Origin of the sequence: Aquimarina sp. AU58 (assembly GCF_900312745.1) — a bacterium.
Classification (GTDB): domain Bacteria; phylum Bacteroidota; class Bacteroidia; order Flavobacteriales; family Flavobacteriaceae; genus Aquimarina; species Aquimarina spinulae.
The window spans coordinates 1,430,255-1,448,680 of the sequence record NZ_OMPD01000014.1; the positions used below are offsets into that span (position 1 = coordinate 1,430,255).

At 31.1% G+C, this 18,426-nt stretch carries 13 protein-coding genes; 12 read left to right on the top strand and 1 reads right to left on the bottom strand.

Annotation, left to right across the window (positions count from 1 at the left end; genetic code table 11):
- Positions 1–10 precede the first annotated feature (10 nt).
- From DK441_RS17555 to DK441_RS17605, 11 genes are all read left to right on the top strand, one after another.
- Positions 11–1,780 carry an asparagine synthase-related protein gene (locus DK441_RS17555; protein ID WP_109851844.1) on the top strand — a complete coding sequence of 590 codons (1,770 nt, stop codon included), beginning with the start codon at positions 11–13 and terminating at the stop codon, positions 1,778–1,780.
- On the top strand, positions 1,749–2,807 hold the full coding sequence (locus DK441_RS17560; protein ID WP_109851845.1) for a RimK family alpha-L-glutamate ligase: 1,059 nt from the start codon (positions 1,749–1,751) through the stop codon (positions 2,805–2,807). The genes DK441_RS17555 and DK441_RS17560 overlap by 32 nt, the downstream gene beginning before the upstream one ends.
- A 22-nt stretch (positions 2,808–2,829) precedes the next feature.
- The gene (locus tag DK441_RS17565) at positions 2,830–3,753 is read left to right on the top strand and encodes a glycosyltransferase family 4 protein (RefSeq protein WP_109851846.1); all 924 of its coding nucleotides are present in this window, start codon (positions 2,830–2,832) and stop codon (positions 3,751–3,753) included.
- A complete protein-coding gene (locus DK441_RS17570) occupies positions 3,753–4,754 on the top strand; it encodes a peptidoglycan bridge formation glycyltransferase FemA/FemB family protein (RefSeq protein ID WP_109851847.1) in 1,002 nt (333 codons plus the stop codon). Before DK441_RS17565 ends, DK441_RS17570 begins: the two co-directional genes overlap by 1 nt.
- A gap of 21 nt (positions 4,755–4,775) precedes the next feature.
- Positions 4,776–5,843 carry a DUF354 domain-containing protein gene (locus DK441_RS17575; protein ID WP_109851848.1) on the top strand — a complete coding sequence of 356 codons (1,068 nt, stop codon included), beginning with the start codon at positions 4,776–4,778 and terminating at the stop codon, positions 5,841–5,843.
- Positions 5,840–6,604 (top strand): hypothetical protein, encoded by a 765-nt coding sequence (locus DK441_RS17580; RefSeq protein ID WP_200822862.1) that lies wholly within the window; start codon positions 5,840–5,842, stop codon positions 6,602–6,604. Before DK441_RS17575 ends, DK441_RS17580 begins: the two co-directional genes overlap by 4 nt.
- Positions 6,601–8,037 carry an MBOAT family protein gene (locus DK441_RS17585; protein ID WP_109851849.1) on the top strand — a complete coding sequence of 479 codons (1,437 nt, stop codon included), beginning with the start codon at positions 6,601–6,603 and terminating at the stop codon, positions 8,035–8,037. The genes DK441_RS17580 and DK441_RS17585 overlap by 4 nt, the downstream gene beginning before the upstream one ends.
- Position 8,038: 1 nt before the next feature.
- Positions 8,039–8,974: a hypothetical protein gene (locus DK441_RS17590; RefSeq protein WP_109851850.1), complete on the top strand. Its 936-nt coding sequence runs from the start codon at positions 8,039–8,041 to the stop codon at positions 8,972–8,974.
- A gap of 444 nt (positions 8,975–9,418) precedes the next feature.
- A complete protein-coding gene (locus DK441_RS17595) occupies positions 9,419–10,579 on the top strand; it encodes a sugar transferase (RefSeq protein WP_109851851.1) in 1,161 nt (386 codons plus the stop codon).
- Between the two features lie 141 nt (positions 10,580–10,720).
- Positions 10,721–13,075, top strand: coding sequence for a tyrosine-protein kinase (locus DK441_RS17600; RefSeq protein WP_109851852.1), 2,355 nt, complete (start codon positions 10,721–10,723; stop codon positions 13,073–13,075).
- Between the two features lie 355 nt (positions 13,076–13,430).
- Entirely contained in the window at positions 13,431–14,129 is a 699-nt protein-coding gene (locus DK441_RS17605; RefSeq protein WP_109851853.1) for a bifunctional 2-polyprenyl-6-hydroxyphenol methylase/3-demethylubiquinol 3-O-methyltransferase UbiG, read from the top strand.
- A 79-nt stretch (positions 14,130–14,208) separates the two neighbouring features.
- On the opposite strand, the gene DK441_RS17610 is transcribed toward DK441_RS17605, so the two are convergent.
- Entirely contained in the window at positions 14,209–15,795 is a 1,587-nt protein-coding gene (locus DK441_RS17610) for a peptide chain release factor 3 (RefSeq protein WP_109851854.1), read from the bottom strand.
- Between the two features lie 822 nt (positions 15,796–16,617).
- Between DK441_RS17610 and DK441_RS17615 the strand changes: the two genes are divergently transcribed.
- Positions 16,618–18,405, top strand: a complete 1,788-nt coding sequence (locus tag DK441_RS17615; RefSeq protein WP_160112151.1) for a gliding motility-associated C-terminal domain-containing protein — start codon at positions 16,618–16,620, stop codon at positions 18,403–18,405.
- Positions 18,406–18,426: the final 21 nt, after the last annotated feature.

Consider the following 18,426-nt stretch of genomic DNA (forward strand, 5'->3'; position numbering starts at 1 on the left):
AGGAAAAGCTATGAGTGACTTTATACTACTTCATAAAAAGCAGATATCTAAATCAGAGAAAAAAAAATTACTCAGGTTAACCTCTAACTGGTATTTGACATTTACTGGTACGAACTATTTTGAATATAATATTGGAAAGTTTAAAGTAATAGTTGTTGGTGATTATATAGGTTCTGTCGAAGAAGTTTTTAGTGTTAATGATTATGAGATTGCTAAGCTTAAAGGACATTTTTATGCCATTGTAGCCAAAGAGAATTCTATAAAAGTATACAATAGTTTTTTTAGCATGCTACCAATTTATTATACAGAGAATGATTGCCTAATATCATCATCATTACAGTTAATTAAAGAATATCTTACTACAAAACCAGAAATAGATAAAAAGTTTATTCTCGAAAACCTTTTGTTTAACTATGGTTTTTTTAACAGAACGCTATATAAAAACATCAATTTACTTCCTTGTCATTCTTTTATTACTTTAAAGAATGATAAAATTACTGTTACCAAACATTTTGATATTTCCAGCTTGTTTGTTCCGTATCCAAAAGGAGGTAAAAAAACGGTAGATCAGTTAAGTAATCTATTTATAGAGACTGCAAAACAATATTTTCCGAAAGAAGAATTTGATATTGCATTTACAAGTGGTTTTGATGGAAGAACATTAGTTAGTTGTGCCACATATCACCAGCAAAAATTTAATACATTTTCTTTTGGTAAGCCAGAAAATGATGATGTAAGTATCCCTTTGGCTAATGCTAAAACTTTAAAAATACCATATCAATATTTTGACCTTGGGGCTACTCAATATATATCATCAGAGTATTACCAAAATGCACTAGAATATACCACATCGGGTTATCTGGGAAATGGACTTTTATATCCTCATTTTTTATATAGTACAAAAAAGATTTCAGAAAACTCGAAATATTTATTGTCTGGAGCAGGAGGAAGCGAATTGTTTAGAGCATTACACTCGGCCGGTGCCGTCACTTCAGAAACATTAACAAATGTCTTTAAAATACAAAACGAAGAAGAATTAGTAGAAATTATAAAAAATGCAGAACCTCTTCGCGTTTTAAATACATCTGCATTTACTGTAGAGCTAGATGAACTTACTCAAGAAATTATAGAATACAAAAAGTCTCTTCCTCAAAATATAACAAGGAATCAACAATTTTACATTTTTGTATTCGAAGAGATCTTTAGAAAATTCTTTGGGCAGTGGATTACACTACAGCAAAAATACATTTCGGTTAGAACACCATTTCTTGATTATAATTTTGTGAAAACATTACTTACTACAAAGTATGGAGGAGCTAATAATGACTTTTTTACAGATAACCCTATAAAAAGGATGAAAGGTCAATACCTGTATACAGATATCATAAAGAAGACTAATCAACAGATTTATACCCAGGTAACAGGAAAGGGGTATCGTCCTATAGACGTAAGAGACCTTAAGTATATTCATAATATTATTCTTCCGTTTTTGAAGAAAAAATTACTTAAAAAAGTTACAAAAACCAATTTAGACAATCTGGGTATTATTTCTGGAGTCAAAGCAAATGAGAAAGAATTACGCTTGACCATAAATAGTGATCAATTACTTTTTAATAGTAAACGATTAAATACCATGTTTACCGATTTATCTCCATATACACCAGAAAAATATCGAGATACATTATTAATGTCTTTGTCGATACTACACAATATGTCTAATCATTCTATTTCATCAAAAATAAATACCTATGAAGTCTATAATAGCATTAATGGATTATAAAACAAAATTTGGATCTAAACATTTTGATACTCCTTATCGTAGTGGGATGGATAAAGATAAGTTATCCGACTATTTTAATGATATGGGATTTCGGTTGGCGTATACCTATTTCAATGAAATTAACCTAAGTGAAGGTACTTTTAAAGGCAAAGATGTGATTTATACATCTTCAGAAGATATTGGGTATAAGTATAAGTCTTACATAGAAGATGTGATATATGCCTTAGAGTTATCTGGTGCGAATGTAATTCCTGCATACAAACACTTAAGAGCTAATAATAATAAAGTTTTTATGGAGCTTATGAGGCAATTCGAAGACTTGACAAATAATATTAATGCACAAGCCTATGGCTCTATGAAAGATCTTTTGATGCATTTGGATAAGGTTACCTACCCTGTTGTTTTTAAAACTTCTGAAGGTGCTTCGGGAACGGGAGTTTGTTTAATAAAATCTGAAAAAGAATTAATCACAAAAGTCAAACAAATAAATCAACGTAATTATCGTAGTGATTTAAGAGACTATGGAAGATCTCTCAAACATGAAGGATACATAAGAGAATCTCTATATAGGCAAAAATTTATACTACAAGATTTTATACCAAATCTGCAGAATGATTGGAAGATTTACATTTTTGGAGAAAAACTATATGTATTTAAAAGGCCATTATTGAAAGGACGTGGTATTAAAGCCAGTGGTGGTGGATATGATAATTATTTCTACGGATTAGAAGCCGAAGCGCCCGATGGCCTTTTTGATTTTGCGCAAGAAATCTATATAAAAATGAATGTCCCTCATATCTCGATTGATATCGTATTTGATGGGAGCGAATTTTATCTGATAGAGTTTCAATCCCTGTATTTTGGTACAGCTGGGATTCCTTATTCTGAAGGGTATTTTACTCATAAAAATGATGACTGGGAATTTGTAACCAAAAAACTAGAGGTAGAGAAAGTATATGCAGATAGTATCGTGCAATATTTAGAAAAAAAGAATGTGAAAAAAACAGAACCGATATATCACAGCTAATCATTAAACAATAATCCTTTTAATGAAAATGGATGTACTTTTTGTAAGTAGCGGAAATACAAAGAATGGAATATCTCCTATTGTTTTTAATCAAGGTAATTCTCTGATTAAGCTAGGGCATGATGTTTCTTTCTTTACAATCAAAGGTAAAGGGTTTAGTGGATATCTAAAACATATTTTTATACTAAGAAAATTTCTGAAACACCATTCTTATGACATTATTCATGCTCATTACTCTCTTAGCGCCATAGTTGCAGCTTTGGCAGGAGGAAAACCATTAATAGTCTCTCTAATGGGGAGTGATGTAAAAGCTTCTTTTTTGCTAAAATATCTGATCAGAATATTTAATTTCTTTTTCTGGAATAAGATTATCGTAAAATCTCTGGATATGAAAACGTCATCTGGTATTAAAACGGTAAATGTTTTACCTAATGGGGTAGATTTTAAAAAATTCAGACCGTTTTCTAAAAAAGAAGCCTTCGAAATTACACAATGGGATCCTAATAAGCGACACATCCTTTTTGCCGCAAATCCCAAAAGAAAAGTAAAAAATTATCAGTTGGCAAAAAGCGCTTTTGAATTACTTGATTATAAGGATATAGAATTGCAATCACTTATCGATATTCCTAATACACAAATGCCTGCTTATTTTAATGCAGCAGATGTAATTATTCTTACCAGTTTTTGGGAGGGATCTCCCAATGTAATTAAAGAAGCTATGGCCTGTAATTGTAAAATTGTAGCTGTTAATGTAGGAGATATAAAAGAGACTATTAGAAATACGCCAGGATGCTTTGTTACGGATTTTAATAAAACCGATATAGCTAATAAAATTGATAAAGCATTACAATATCCAAAAAAGACAGAAGGTAGAATTCATATTTCTCACCTGGATTCTGAAGTTATCGCTCCTAAACTAATATCCATTTATAAAGAAACTTTATAATGACTAAAACACTCACCATACATACAAGTACCAGTGGGATAAACCCAGAGGAATTAGAAGTGCTTTTAGAAAACGATTCTGCAAGTTTTTTTCAAACACCAGAAGCACTTTCCTTTTTTATCACTGCTGGGTATGAGACTTTTGCTTTTGCCATAGAGTATGACAAAAAAATTACTGCATTTGTTTCTGGAATCGTTCAAAAAGAAAATGGAATTAAATCCTCTTTTACCCGTAGAGCAACCATTTTTGGAGGCCCCGTTTTTTCTAAAGAAGTAGAAGAAGATCATGTTGTAGAATTGTTTAAAACGGTGATTAAACATTTAAAACATAAAGTAATTTATATCGAAACTCGTAATCTTAATGATTATAACCAATATAAAAATGCTCTTAATACAATAGGTTTTGAGTATCATCCTCATTTAAATTTTCATGTTGCATGCGATACCGAAGAAAAAGTAAAGCAAAGAATTAGCAGTAGTAAACTAAGGCAAGTTAAAAAAAGTTTAAAAGAAGGTGCGGTAGTACGAGAAGCCAAACATCAATCAGAGATAGAGGCATACTATGAAATTCTTAATGATCTATATAAAACAAAAGTAAAAACACCACTTCCAAAATTATATTTCTTTATCACTTTGTGGAGCCAGAGAGTAGCAAAATTTCTTTTGGTTTTTTATAAAGATGAAGTTGTTGGAGGCATTGTTTTTCCAATTTTTAGAGATAAAGCAATTTATGAATGGTATGTATGTGGTAAGGATAGAACATATAAGAATATATATCCCAGCATTCTCGCTACGTGGTCGGCTATGCTATATGCATGCAAAAATAACATTAGGAGATTTGATTTTATGGGAGCAGGAAAACCCGAAGAAGATTATGGAGTAAGAGAATTTAAATCAAAATTTGGAGGAGATTTAGTAGAGCATGGCAGGTTTATTTATGTAGCTAATCCATTTTTGTATAGCTTGGGTAAAAAAGCAGTTAAAATATTGAAAAACAGCTGATAAAAAATAAAAACTAGATATATGAAGATCCTTATCGATATTGGGCATCCAGGTCATGTTCATTTGTTTAAAAATTTTGCATTAGAGATGCAAAAAAAAGGACATGAATTTCTTTTTACATGCCGTGAAAAAGAATTTGAGATCGAGCTATTAAAAGCTGCTGGGCTTCGCTTTATTTCATTCGGCAAAAAATATAATACCACTATTGGAAAAATATTTGGCTTAGTAAAGTTCGATATTATGGAAATTCTTCATGGGTTGAGGTTTCGTCCTGATATTTTGATGAGTCATGGCTCTCCTTATGCGGCTCATGCATCGGCTATATTAGGAAAACCACATATATCGATGGAGGATACAGGAAATATGGAACAAGTACGTTTATATTTACCTTTTACAAATAGTGTTTTAACATCTAATGCATTTCATAAAGATTTGGGAGATAGACAAATATGGTATAATGGATACCATGAATTAGCCTACCTGCATCCTAATAGATTTGTTGCAGACCCAGGTATTTATGATATTCTAAAAATTAACCCTGATACTAAATATATAATACTCAGATTTGTATCCTGGAATGCAAGTCATGACGTAAATCAATCTGGATTATCTATACAAGAAAAACGAGAACTAATAGATTACTTAGAAAAGAAATATACCGTTTTTATCTCTTCTGAAGGAAAATTACCAGATGAGTTCAAAAAATATCAAATAAGGATACCACCAGAAGAAATGCATAATGTTTTGGCATATGCTTGTATGTTTATTGGAGAAGGAGCAACAATGGCCTCAGAATCTGCCGTACTTGGTACACCAGCATTATATATAAATAGCATCATGGCGGGAACCATTAAGGAACAAGAAAAATATGGATTACTGTTTAGTTTTAAAAATGGAGAAGGTGTACTGTCTAAAATTAAAGAACTTGATGAAATCCCTGATTTGAAAGAAGTTTTTAAAAAAAGACTAGAGAAATTATTAAAAGATAAAATTGATGTTACCTCCTTTATGGTATGGTTTGTAGAAAATTATCCTCAAAGCAAAAAAGCTATAATAGACAATCCAAAAATACAACTTGAGTATAAATGATAGATTTTACCGTACAGCGATATAGAGAATTGTTACGAGCATTAATGAACAACGGCTATCAATTTCAAACTTTTGCAGAATTCATAGCAAAACCAGGAAAAAAAAGCATTGTTCTAAGGCATGATGTAGATTTATTACCAAAGAATTCATTAGCTTTTGCAAAGCTTCAGGCTTCAAAAGGAATTAGGGGAACTTATTATTTTAGAGCCGTTCCAGAAAGCTGGAATGAAAAAATAATCCTTAAAATTGCAGAACTCGGTCATGAAATAGGATATCACTATGAATGCTTAACAACTACAAAAGGTGATTTAGAGGCAGGAATTCAGGATTTTAGAAATAATCTTTTTGCACTAAGAGAACTTGCGCTCGTATCTACTATTTGTATGCATGGTTCACCATTGTCTAAATATGATTCTAAAGACCTGTGGAAAACATACCGGTATCAGGATTTTGATATTGTTGGAGAACCTTATTTTGATATAGATTATGATAAAGTATATTATTTAACAGATACCGGAAGAAAATGGGATGGACATAAAACCAGTGTAAGAGATAGAGTAAATACTAGATTTACTAAGACTTTTCATAGCACTCCCGAAATTATTGAAGCACTAAAAAATGCAGCATTTCCTAACCAGGTTATGTTTACATTTCACCCTCAACGATGGAATGATAATATCATAAAATGGAGTAAGGAATTAGTGTTACAAAATGTAAAAAACGTAGTTAAGAAGCATTTTTATGTAAAAAATAACCTATGATTTTTAATTCGATCGATTTTGCATTGTTTATACCTATCGTATTTGTCTTGTACTGGTTTGTATTCAATAAAAATTTAAGAATACAGAACTTTCTTATTGTTATCGCAAGTTATGTCTTTTATGGCTGGTGGGACTGGAGGTTTTTATCTTTAATTTTTTTTAGTAGCATTGTTGATTATTCTGTTGGATTGGGTTTAAAAAAATACAAAGAAACGTCTAAACGAAAACTGTTATTATGGACAAGTATTTTAGTCAATCTTGGGTTTTTAGGTTTTTTTAAATATTATAATTTTTTCCTGGATAACTTTGTCACAGCCTTTACTTTTTTGGGAGTCGAAATTAAAGGCAATTCACTTCACATTATTCTTCCAGTCGGAATTAGTTTTTATACTTTTCAAACTCTAAGCTATACCATCGATGTGTATAAATACAAATTAGAGCCTACAAAATCTTTTATTGCATTTTCTGCTTTTGTTGCTTTTTTTCCTCAGCTGGTTGCAGGGCCAATAGAAAGAGCTACTAATCTCTTACCACAATTTTATAAAAAGAGAAGTTTTAACTACGATAAAGCTACCGATGGTTTACGACAGATTTTATGGGGGCTATTTAAAAAGGTTGTTATTGCCGATACTTGCGCGGGATATGCAAATACAATATTTAACGATTCAGAAATGTTTTCGGGTAGTACCTTAGTCATGGGAGCTTTATTTTTTACATTTCAGATTTATGGAGATTTTTCTGGATACTCAGATATTGCTATTGGTACTTCTCGGTTATTTGGGTTTAATCTTAACCGTAATTTTGCGTATCCTTATTTTTCTAGAGATATTGCCGAGTTTTGGAGACGGTGGCATATTTCGTTATCTACTTGGTTTAGAGATTATCTGTACATCCCGTTAGGAGGAAGTAGAGGAGGAAGTTGGGTGAAAATAAGAAACACATTTATTATTTTTCTTGTTAGCGGATTTTGGCATGGTGCCAATTGGACATTCATTATTTGGGGAGGATTAAATGCTATATATTTTCTTCCACTTCTTTTATTGAACAAGAACCGTTCAAATCTTAATGTTGTAGCTTCAAATAGTGTTCTCCCTTCGTTTCGTGAATTAATAAACATCCTTATCACTTTTGGACTTACTGTTTTCGCCTGGATTTTTTTTAGAGCAGAAAGCGTAACGCATGCCTTTAGTTATATAAATGAAATTTTTTCTTCGTCATTGTTTAAATACCCAGAAATATTCCCTAAAAAAGTAGTGTTGCTTATTGTCATGTTTATGGGGCTGGAGTGGTTAGGTCGTAAAAACGAATTTGCAATAGAAAATATTGATTATAGGTTCCCTGTTCCTGTTAGGTGGGCAAGTTATCTTATGCTAATCGGAATGATATTTTATTACTCAGGAAAAGTACAACAATTCATTTATTTTCAATTTTAACATGAAAAAGTTTATCATAAAAAGTTATCTGTTTTTTGGTTTAATTGTACTATTAGCTTGCACTTTATTTTTGTTTGAAGAAAGCCATGAGAGTACAACAGAATACCTAGCTTCGATGACAGATAAACATCAAAGAATAAAAGATATAAAGAGACAAAAAATGATACTTGCTGGAGGCTCTAATCTAGTATTCGGAATAGATAGTCAACAAATAGAAAACGAATTTAATATTCCTGTAATTAATTTAGGGTTGCATGCTAAATTAGGATTGGCGTTTATTTTAAATGAATTAAAAGATGTTGCAAAGCCTAAAGATATCATCGTTTTATCTATAGAACATTTAATGACTGTAGAGGGAGATCGAGAATTACAAACGATGACTTCGTACTATAATCCATTTGCATACAAATATTACCATCAAAAGGAAAACAACTGGAGTACTCAAGTTAAAATGAAACTTGATAATCACCATATGCTGTTTAAAAAAATAATTTCGAATACCATCGAAAAAGCTAAAAATGATCCTGTTTATACTAGAAATGGCCTAAATAAATATGGAGATGGGGTAAATCATTTGGGATTAATACAAAAAGATAAACTAGGGAGTAAGTCGATTATAAAAGATAATAAAGATGAAGAAATTAGAGTACTAAATGACTTTTATTCTTTCGCTAAAGAAAAAGGAATAGAAGTTGTTTTTTCTTATGGAGCATATGAAATATCTGAGTATGAAAAAAACATGAATGCACTTAAAAAGGTGCACGAAAAAATGAAACAAAATTTAAATATAGAAATGATAATGAATATAGACGATTTTGTATATCCGACCTCATATTTTTACGATAGCGTTTATCATCTAAACCAAAAAGGTCGATCGATTCATACAAAAAAAATGATTCAAAAATTAAAATCCAGTAGAGTACTAAAAAACATCTGATTTTATATCATTTTCTTTTAAAAATACTGTGCTATAATAGATTTTTAAACGATGTAGAATTGTTATGTTTTAGCTCAAAAACAAGTAACAAGAATACTTCTTTAAATTCTTTTGCCTCTTATTTTTGTTGTTTTGTCGATATTTAATTGGTTTTTAACAAAAAGTGTAAGTTTTTTTGTTAAGATTAACTTTTTTTCCTGTTAAAATTTCTTTTTTTTCTCGGTTTTTACAGGTAAAAATCTATGAAACAGGAGTTTAGCATAACTATTTTGCGGTAAACCCGTTACTGATTTTACTCTTCTTGTAGTATCTTTAAACTGTTAACCAAATCTAAATATCTATGCTACTAAAACATAGTTTTCTGAAAACAAAATCACTTGTTTTCAGTTCATCCGGTTGTTTGTTTTTTGCTTCATCTTCATTCTCTAAATTTAGTGTTGAAGTATGATGATCAGAACTATTAGTGCTGAAGCTTATACTATTTTAGATAAGAAGAATAAAGACCTTACTGATTCTATTTCTTCTGGCACTAAACCTTATGCGTTAAGGGGTAAAAGTAAGGTTGCAATCGAAAAAATGATTACCAGGAAATTGGGTAATGATGCTTGTGATTTTATAAGTAGTCATCTGCAGGAATTTAGGTTGTTTGATGTGTTGCTTTGTGATACCAGGGATAAAAATAATATTGAGACGTATCAAAAAGAATCATTTCAGGCGATTGTAAATCTACAAGAAGTTAACCATTACAGGCGAATTAATAAATTTCTTGAAATGGTAAATTATAAATTACCAGAAGGAGGGTTATTTATTAATACGATAGAAACTTATGAAACCCGTAAAGAAAAAATACTTAAAAAATTTCCTAAACCTTTAAATTACCTATATTATTTAGGAGATTTTATCTTTCATAGAGTTAGTCCTAAGCTAAAGTGGTCCAAAAAAATATATTTTAATATTACAAAGGGTTATGGTAGAGTATTAACAAAGGCCGAAGTGTTAGGAAGATTATATAGTTGTGGTTTTGATGTAATAGAGGAAAAAGTAATTGATAATAAATTATATTTTGTAGCAAAAAAAACAAAACTTCCTCTGTATGATATGAACCCTACATATGGGCCTTTAATTAGCTTGAAACGTGTAGGCAAAAATGGAAAACTAATTAATGTATATAAGTTGCGCACTATGCATCCGTACTCTGAGTATCTGCAACATTATGTTTTTCAAAAGAACAACCTGAAAAAAGGAGGGAAATTAAAAAACGATTTTCGAATATCCAATGCAGGTAAATTACTTAGAAAATATTGGATAGACGAACTGCCTATGGTTCTTAATTTTTTAAAGGGGGATATGAAACTTATAGGAGGGCGGCCTCTTAGCAGTCATTACTTTAGTTTATATACCAGAGAACTACAGGAGAAAAGAATTAAATTTAAACCAGGACTCATCCCTCCATTTTATGCAGATATGCCCGAGACACTTGAAGAAATTATAGCGTCTGAAATGAAATATTTAACAGCATATGAGAGAAACCCAATTTTAACCGATATTAATTATTTATTTAAAATCATTAAAAACATCGTGGTAAAAGGAAAAAGAAGTTTTTAAAATTATTGGTTTTAGTTTTTTGGCCTTATAGAATATTCAGCTTCAAGTACCTCATAGAATTTGAAATTCTTTCGTGATAGTTCATATATAATAGTTAAATTTACAATAGTTAATTCTCTTTAAACCGAAAGAATTCATAAAATGAATTATGAAATCGATGATGATTCTGAAAATCTATTCATCAAAGAATTACTAGAAAGGTATATAGCCCATTGGAGGTTGTTTATTGTTTCTCTTGTAATTTGTTTTGTGATAGGTTTTTTCTATTTAAGATATACTCCTAAGATGTATCGAGCTACATCTACTATATTAATTAAATCAGAGAATAATGGAGCAATGTCCGAACTTTCTGCTTTTGAAGACCTCTCTATTTTTAAAAACGCTAAACGAGAAGTAGAAAATGAGATAGAAATACTTAAATCACGGCCTTTACTCGAAAATGTTGTTAGAAAACTACACTTAAATGTTCAGTATTTTAGCAAAACCAAATACTCTAAACGATTTGTAGAACTTACTAAAAACTCACCTGTTAAAGTTAAGTTCCTGGAAGATTCTTATTATGATCAGGGATTAAATTTTATCATCACAATCCTACCTAATGCGCAGTTTGCTATAAAAGATACCAACGAAAATTTCATTCTAAAAGGAGAATACGGGAAATGTATAGGTTCTCCCTTTGGAGATATTTTGGTTGAACCAGATTTTAAAATTCTTCATGAGTATATAGGTACTAATATTTATGTAAATAGTACTCCGCTTCTGGATATGGTAGAAAGATATAAGTCGACGATAAAAATAGGTCTTACAGACCAAAATACAAGTGTAGTTACATTAACACTAACTACAATAGCTCAAGATAGAGCTAAAGAAATTTTAAATAGTCTTATTGAAGAATATAACAAAGATGTTATAAAAGATAAAAATCAAATCTCTGCTAATACTGCCGATTTTATAAAAGAGAGAATTCATATTATTAATCAGGAATTAGGTGACTTAGAAAAAAACGTCGAATTCTTTAAAACCAAAAATAATTTAACAAATTTATCTTCAGAAGCTTCTATAATGCTAGAAAAGTCTTTTGTTAATGAAAAAGAACAGTTAACTGCAACAATACAAATTGGATTAACAGATTATTTAATGGATTATTTAGAAAATTCTAAAAATGATCTTCTTCCTGTAAATCTTGGGTTTGAAGACCGTAAGGCAGTTACCTTGATTTCTCGATACAATGATATAGCATTGCAACGAAATAGAATACTTAAGAGTTCTGGAGTAGAAAACCCACTATTAATAAGCTTAAATGATAAGCTTTTTGATTTAAGAAAAAGCATACAACAAAGTCTCATCAATCTAAAAAAGACGCTTCAACTTAAAATAGATAACCTTAAAAGCAGTGATGCTATAGTAAATGCTCAAATTTCATCATTACCAGAAAAAGAACGAAAACTTAGAGATATACAGCGACAACAACAAATCAAAGAAACTTTGTTCTTGTATTTATTAGAAAAAAGAGAAGAAACAGCAATCTCTCTTGCTGCAACCGTTTCAAATGTAAAAGTTATCGAAAAAGCATATATTTCTCGTAGTCCCATAAGACCAAAAAAGAATATTGTATTTCTAACAGGCTTTCTTGCGGCACTAATTGTACCTATCGTTATTGTTTTCTTTAAAGATTTAATGAATACTAAGGTCAATGATATTAAAGAACTAAAAAAGAAATTAAAATTGCCGCTACTAGGTAGTATTCCTTCATCTCCAGAAGATAAAAAGCTGGTAACACATAAAGCAGATCGATCAATATTGGCAGAAGCATTTAGACTATTAGAAACCAATCTAGACTTTCTCTTGGCGCATTCTAAAGAAAAAGGAAAAACCATTTTAATTACTTCTAGTATTAAAGGAGAAGGAAAGTCGTTTGCCGCTAGTAATCTAGGGATAACTCTTGGTCGTTCTGGAAATAAGGTTGCTTTGTTAGAAATGGATTTAAGATCTGCAGAGTTAAAAGAGCGAATGGATGTTGATGGTAAAAAAGGAATTACCAACTTTATTAGAGACGAATCTATACAGATTGAGGATATAATGTCTAATATGAAAGGCTTTAAGAACTTAGACGTTTTTACCTCTGGGCCTAAACCTCCAAACCCTGCAGAATTATTAAAACATGAACGAATTGAAGAATTATTTGGGTATTTAAAAAAAGAATACGATTATATTCTTATAGATACACCTCCTATTACTGTTGTAGCAGATACTTTATTATTAAGTTCTTATGCCGATTTGTGTGTCTATGTAGTAAGACAAAAGTTTTCAGATAAAAGACTTTTGGATATTCCTAAAACACTAAATCAAGAAAAACGATTTGCTTCTATAGCAGTTTTGTTTAATGATGTAGACTTTAGAAAAATTGGATATGGATATGGTTATGGATATGGCTATGGAGAAAGACGAAAAGCAGGGTTCTTTAAAAGAATACTAAACCTTATGGTTAGTAGATAACCTAAACTCTATAGGTATTAGAAGAACTATAGTTTTAATCGATCAAATTGTCGTATTCGAGGCTACTTTATATATGTTTAAATTAGTAAGTATATCGATAAGGATCTTAGTATAAAACAAGTTTCTTTATTGGATAAGAATTGAGTTTTTGCTATATTCATATTGTAAATACATCATGTCATACAATCTTAATTAATCAAAATTTCCCCTAAAAAGAAGCTCGTGTCTTCTCGAGAAAATAAGTTGAGTAAATAATAAAATTTTGTAATCATTATTTTGAATTACAAAACAAAAAACAACTTAATGCATTTAGAATAGAATACTTGTTCTTTTATGTGAAAAACTGAAAAATACAATGGCTGAAAAAATTTACACCGAAGAAAATAGTGAGTATTTAAAAAAAAATCCTACCTGGCACGCCGAAGACTCGCCTTGGAAAGCTAAACAGATCATTAAAATGTTAGATCGTAATCCAATACATCCAAAATCTATTGTAGAAGTTGGTTGTGGTGCAGGTGAGATATTAAATCAATTGCATAAGACGATGCCCGATGATGTGTATTTTACAGGATATGATATTTCGAATGATGCTATTAATATTGCCCGGCAAAGAGAAAAATCTAGATTAGAATTTAAATCTGAAGATTTTCTAAAGATAGATTCAAAATTCGATTTATTACTAATGATAGATGTTTTTGAACATGTTGATGATTACCTTGGGTTCTTAAAACTATGTAAGCATAAAGCAAAAAATACGATATTTCATATCCCATTAGATATATCAGTTAACCGACTATTGAAAAATGATCTTATGTCTTTACGAAAATCTGTGGGACATCTACATCATTTCACAAAAGAAACAGCAATAGCTACATTGAAAGATTGTGGATATGAGATTGTTGATTTCTTTTACACGACAAGTTTTTTGGATTTCCCTAGAAAAACAATAAGTTCAAAAATTACGTATTTACCCAAAAAAATAATGTATAAAGCCAATAAAGACATAACTGTAAAGCTATTAGGTGGATGCTCATTATTGGTCATGACAAAATAGTGTAAATTACAATCACACTAATTTATATTTAGATACACTTAATTTTTAATAAAATTTCAGATATAGTTTATAGAGATAATTAAAATTCTGAAGTAAAGTGAAACTCGATCGATGGATATTTTTGCTGTGTCATTTGTAAGCTGAAAGAAGAATCAGCCAAAAATACAAGTTGCCCCTGCTTATCTTTTGCCAGAAATTTACTTTTTACACGTTTAAAGTCTTTAAACTCATCATTGTCCTGATCTTTAGCTTCTACCCAACAGGCCTTAAAAACATTTAGATTTTCATACGTACATTTTGCGCCATATTCATGTTCTAATCTATATTGAATTACTTCATATTGTAAAGCGCCAACGGTTCCTATCACTTTTCTTCCGTTCAATTCTAATGTAAAAAGCTGCGCAACTCCTTCATCCATTAATTGATCTATTCCCTTTGCTAATTGCTTAGATTTCATAGGATCTGCATTGTTGATATACCTAAAATGTTCTGGAGAAAAACTAGGTACTCCTTTATAATGCAAAATTTCTCCTTTGGTGAGAGTATCCCCAATTTTAAAATTCCCGGTATCATGTAATCCAACAATATCACCAGGATATGATATATCTACAATCTCCTTTTTTTCAGCAAAAAAAGCATTAGGGCTAGAAAATTTAAGTTTTTTATTATGTCTTGTATGCAAATACGGAACGTTTCTTTCGAAAGTCCCTGATACAATTTTGATAAAAGCCAGTCTGTCTCTGTGTTTGGGATCCATATTGGCATGAATTTTAAATACAAATCCGGTAAAATCTTTTTCTTCAGGATGCACCAATCGTACATCACTTTCTTTTGGTTTTGGCGGAGGAGCAATAGTAACAAAACAATCTAATAATTCTCTAACGCCAAAGTTGTTTAATGCTGATCCAAAAAATACAGGTTGTAAATCACCATTTTGATACTGTTCTTTTTCAAATTTTGGGTATATCCCTTCTACCAGCTCTAATTCTTCACGTAATGTGTCTGCAGCAGTATCACCAATTATGTCATTAAGACTCTGAGACGATAAATCAGATATTTCGATGGTCTCTTCAATATTTTTTCTGTTATCACCACTAAAAAGATTGATGTTTTTCTCCCAAATATTATAAATTCCTTTAAAATCATATCCCATTCCAATAGGAAAACTTAGTGGGATAACGGTAAGACCAAGTTTTTGTTCTATTTCATCCAGAAGCTCAAAAGCATCTTTTCCTTCACGATCCAGTTTGTTAATAAAAACAATCATAGGGATATTTCTCATTCTACAAACAGAAACTAATTTTTCAGTCTGTTCCTCAACACCTTTTGCAACATCAATCACGACAATTACACTATCTACAGCAGTTAAGGTCCTAAATGTATCTTCAGCAAAATCTTTATGCCCGGGAGTATCCAGAATATTAATCTTAATATCTTTGTACTCAAAAGCTAATACAGAGGTAGCGACAGATATACCTCTTTGACGTTCAATTTCCATAAAATCACTAGTAGCTCCTTTTTTAACTTTGTTTGATTTTACGGCCCCTGCTTCTTGAATAGCACCTCCAAAAAGTAATAATTTTTCGGTCAATGTAGTCTTACCTGCATCAGGGTGAGAGATGATTCCAAAGGTTCTTCTTCTCTCAATTTCGTCTATAAATTTCATTTGATTTTGTTTATTATTCTAAATATTTAGATACACTCGCAATCGCACCAAATTTCATAGTAAAACAGGCCTTTGCAGCTTATTCTTTTAACTATCCTATAGTTGGTGATATATTTATTATCTGCCCTTATATCTAAATGAGGATGCAAATATAGTACTAAAATGAACAATAATACTTATTGATATCATTAAGTAAAAAGGATATTGTTCTATATTAAAATAGATTCATTTTTAGCAGGCAAATATTCTAAATAAAACCTTGATGGTATATGCGTAGGAAATTTGCTCTGTATAGATTTTTATACCTGTCTTAATCGATTTTTTACGTTTTTTATCGAAAAAAACTATTTTTTGGCAAAAAAATAAAGAAAAACGTAAATCTATTGTCATATTTGTGTTGATTTCTAAATACGGTTTTACCTTACTATATGTGAGGTTTTTTTAATTAAAGGATTTGTAGAAACTAATTACCCCCGTAGTTTTTGCTTTAAACACAAATACATCGTCAAAATGAAAAAAATAGAGTATTACTTTTTTTTAAAAAATTATGTATACCATCCTATGAAGTATACAAATTCTTCCCCTCTTAGATTTTTTGAATATTGGATTAAAAGTGTCCAGCTGCATTAATCAATTAATTAATCAAAATTATTACGCTTTGATATTACGCTATATTTTGAAAAATAATTCACACAATGTTAATTAGTTAGTATATTGCTTATGTTAATTTTTACTCTATTTCTGCAAAGAAAGTTTACTTCACTTATTAGAATTGTATTTTTTACAATCTTATTTTCTTTTGGTAACGGTTATTCTCAAAATTTGTTAACAAATCCAGGGTTAGATGTTGCAGGAGTTGATTGTACAATGGACAACGGGGCGTTTGATGTAGCACCTGATGGTTGGGGTAAAATATATACTCCCGATAGATCTACAGAGACTCAAAGAACCTGGTATATTATTAATGCTCCAAGGCCAGCTTCTCCTGGTGGGGGGTGTTATTTTGGGTTTAGGATGTTTGGTGCTACTCAAGAAGGGATAAAACAAAATGTAACTTTGGTAGGAGGGGTGCAATATTCATTTTCGTTTGATTATCTTATAGAAAGCCGGCCGGGTTTACCGCCTTGTGCACCTCAAACAGAGATTAAGTTAGATGGTACAGTTGTAGCTACTGTTCCGATATCAAGTGTAGAAAATGTTTGGGAAAGACCTGTCGTAACATTTATTGCTCCAACAAGTGGTTCGTTTTCATTCGAATTTGTAGCAAAAGGAACTTGCCAAAACACATGGAATTTTGTAGATGATTTGGTTTTAGAAGTTACCGATCCCGATACCGATGGCGATGGTAATCCAAATATAAGTGACCCTAATCCTTTGGTAGCAACAGCTGTTGATGATAATGTAGCTGCAATGGTTGGAGGAAGCGTAAGTATTGATATTTTGGCGAATGATGATTATTTGAATAATAATGATCCCAATAATTTAGGTACAACCAGTATTACTCAGATAGGTGGTTCTGCCGGTGGTACAGTTGCGTTTGATGCATCTACAGGAGAGATGACATATACCCCAATAGTAGGAGAAGCAGGAAGTTCTGTTACAATTATTTATCAAGTATGTAATGATGAGAGTGGCGTATTGGTTTGTGATGATGCTATAGTAACAGTTGTAGTGGCAGATAATATAATAGCAAATGATGATACAGTGACTATTAATAGTGATACAGGTGGTAATTCTATCAATGTTGTTAACGATAATGATATTTTAAATGGAAATGGAGTTGCACTGGGAGTTGATGTTATGGTAACCACAGTCGCAGATCCCAATCCGGGAGATGGTGTTAGCTTCGATCCAAGTACAGGCGAGGTTACAGTTGTATCCAATACCCCACCAGGTGATTATATCATAACCTATACGCTATGTAGCATCGCGACACCATTAGTTTGTGATGATGCAATTATTACAATTACAGTAGTACCTGCACCAAATGGTACTATAACAGGGCATTTGTATAGTGACTTAAACGATAATAGCACACAAGATATTGGTGAACCAGACTTAGAAGGAGTAGATGTTAATATTATTGATGTTAATGGGGTAGAACAAACTGTAACTACCGATGTAAACGGAGACTTCACCGCAAATGTTCCTGTAGGAGCAACCGTAGTAGATATCGATAATACAACGCTTCCGTTAGGAAGCTTACAAACCGAAGGAACCGATCCAACAACAGTAAATGTAATAGGAACCGGAATAACGGTAGAAGAAAATAATGGATTTGTGATAATTGCTGATGTTGATGATGAAATCGTTGTATATACCGGGATTTCTCCGAATGGAGATGGTATTAATGATCAGTTTAGGATCGTAGGATTAGATAATTTTCCGAATAATACATTACAAATATTCAATCGTTGGGGAGTTAAGATATTTGAAGAGAACGGATATGAACAATCTGGAGCTAAATTCTTTGAAGGAATTAGTGAAGGAAGAGCTACAATGGGTAAGAATAAAGAATTACCAGTAGGGACTTATTTTTATGTTTTAGAATATGAAAACGCTAGTGGAATCAACATGTCCAAAGCTGGTTACTTGTATATAAATAGATAAATGTATCTGGAATATCATATA

Excerpts from the sequence above, each read along its gene's own strand:
- DK441_RS17555 (WP_109851844.1), top strand. The coding sequence starts at position 11 with ATGAGTGACTTTATACTACTTCATAAAAAGCAGATATCTAAATCAGAG.
- DK441_RS17575 (WP_109851848.1), top strand. The coding sequence starts at position 4,776 with ATGAAGATCCTTATCGATATTGGGCATCCAGGTCATGTTCATTTGTTT.
- DK441_RS17600 (WP_109851852.1), top strand. The coding sequence starts at position 10,721 with ATGAATTATGAAATCGATGATGATTCTGAAAATCTATTCATCAAAGAA.
- DK441_RS17570 (WP_109851847.1), top strand. The coding sequence starts at position 3,753 with ATGACTAAAACACTCACCATACATACAAGTACCAGTGGGATAAACCCA.
- DK441_RS17610 (WP_109851854.1), bottom strand. The coding sequence starts at position 15,795 with ATGAAATTTATAGACGAAATTGAGAGAAGAAGAACCTTTGGAATCATC.
- DK441_RS17605 (WP_109851853.1), top strand. The coding sequence starts at position 13,431 with ATGGCTGAAAAAATTTACACCGAAGAAAATAGTGAGTATTTAAAAAAA.
- DK441_RS17560 (WP_109851845.1), top strand. The coding sequence starts at position 1,749 with ATGAAGTCTATAATAGCATTAATGGATTATAAAACAAAATTTGGATCT.
- DK441_RS17585 (WP_109851849.1), top strand. The coding sequence starts at position 6,601 with ATGATTTTTAATTCGATCGATTTTGCATTGTTTATACCTATCGTATTT.
- DK441_RS17590 (WP_109851850.1), top strand. The coding sequence starts at position 8,039 with ATGAAAAAGTTTATCATAAAAAGTTATCTGTTTTTTGGTTTAATTGTA.
- DK441_RS17580 (WP_200822862.1), top strand. The coding sequence starts at position 5,840 with ATGATAGATTTTACCGTACAGCGATATAGAGAATTGTTACGAGCATTA.
- DK441_RS17565 (WP_109851846.1), top strand. The coding sequence starts at position 2,830 with ATGAAAATGGATGTACTTTTTGTAAGTAGCGGAAATACAAAGAATGGA.
- DK441_RS17595 (WP_109851851.1), top strand. The coding sequence starts at position 9,419 with ATGATGATCAGAACTATTAGTGCTGAAGCTTATACTATTTTAGATAAG.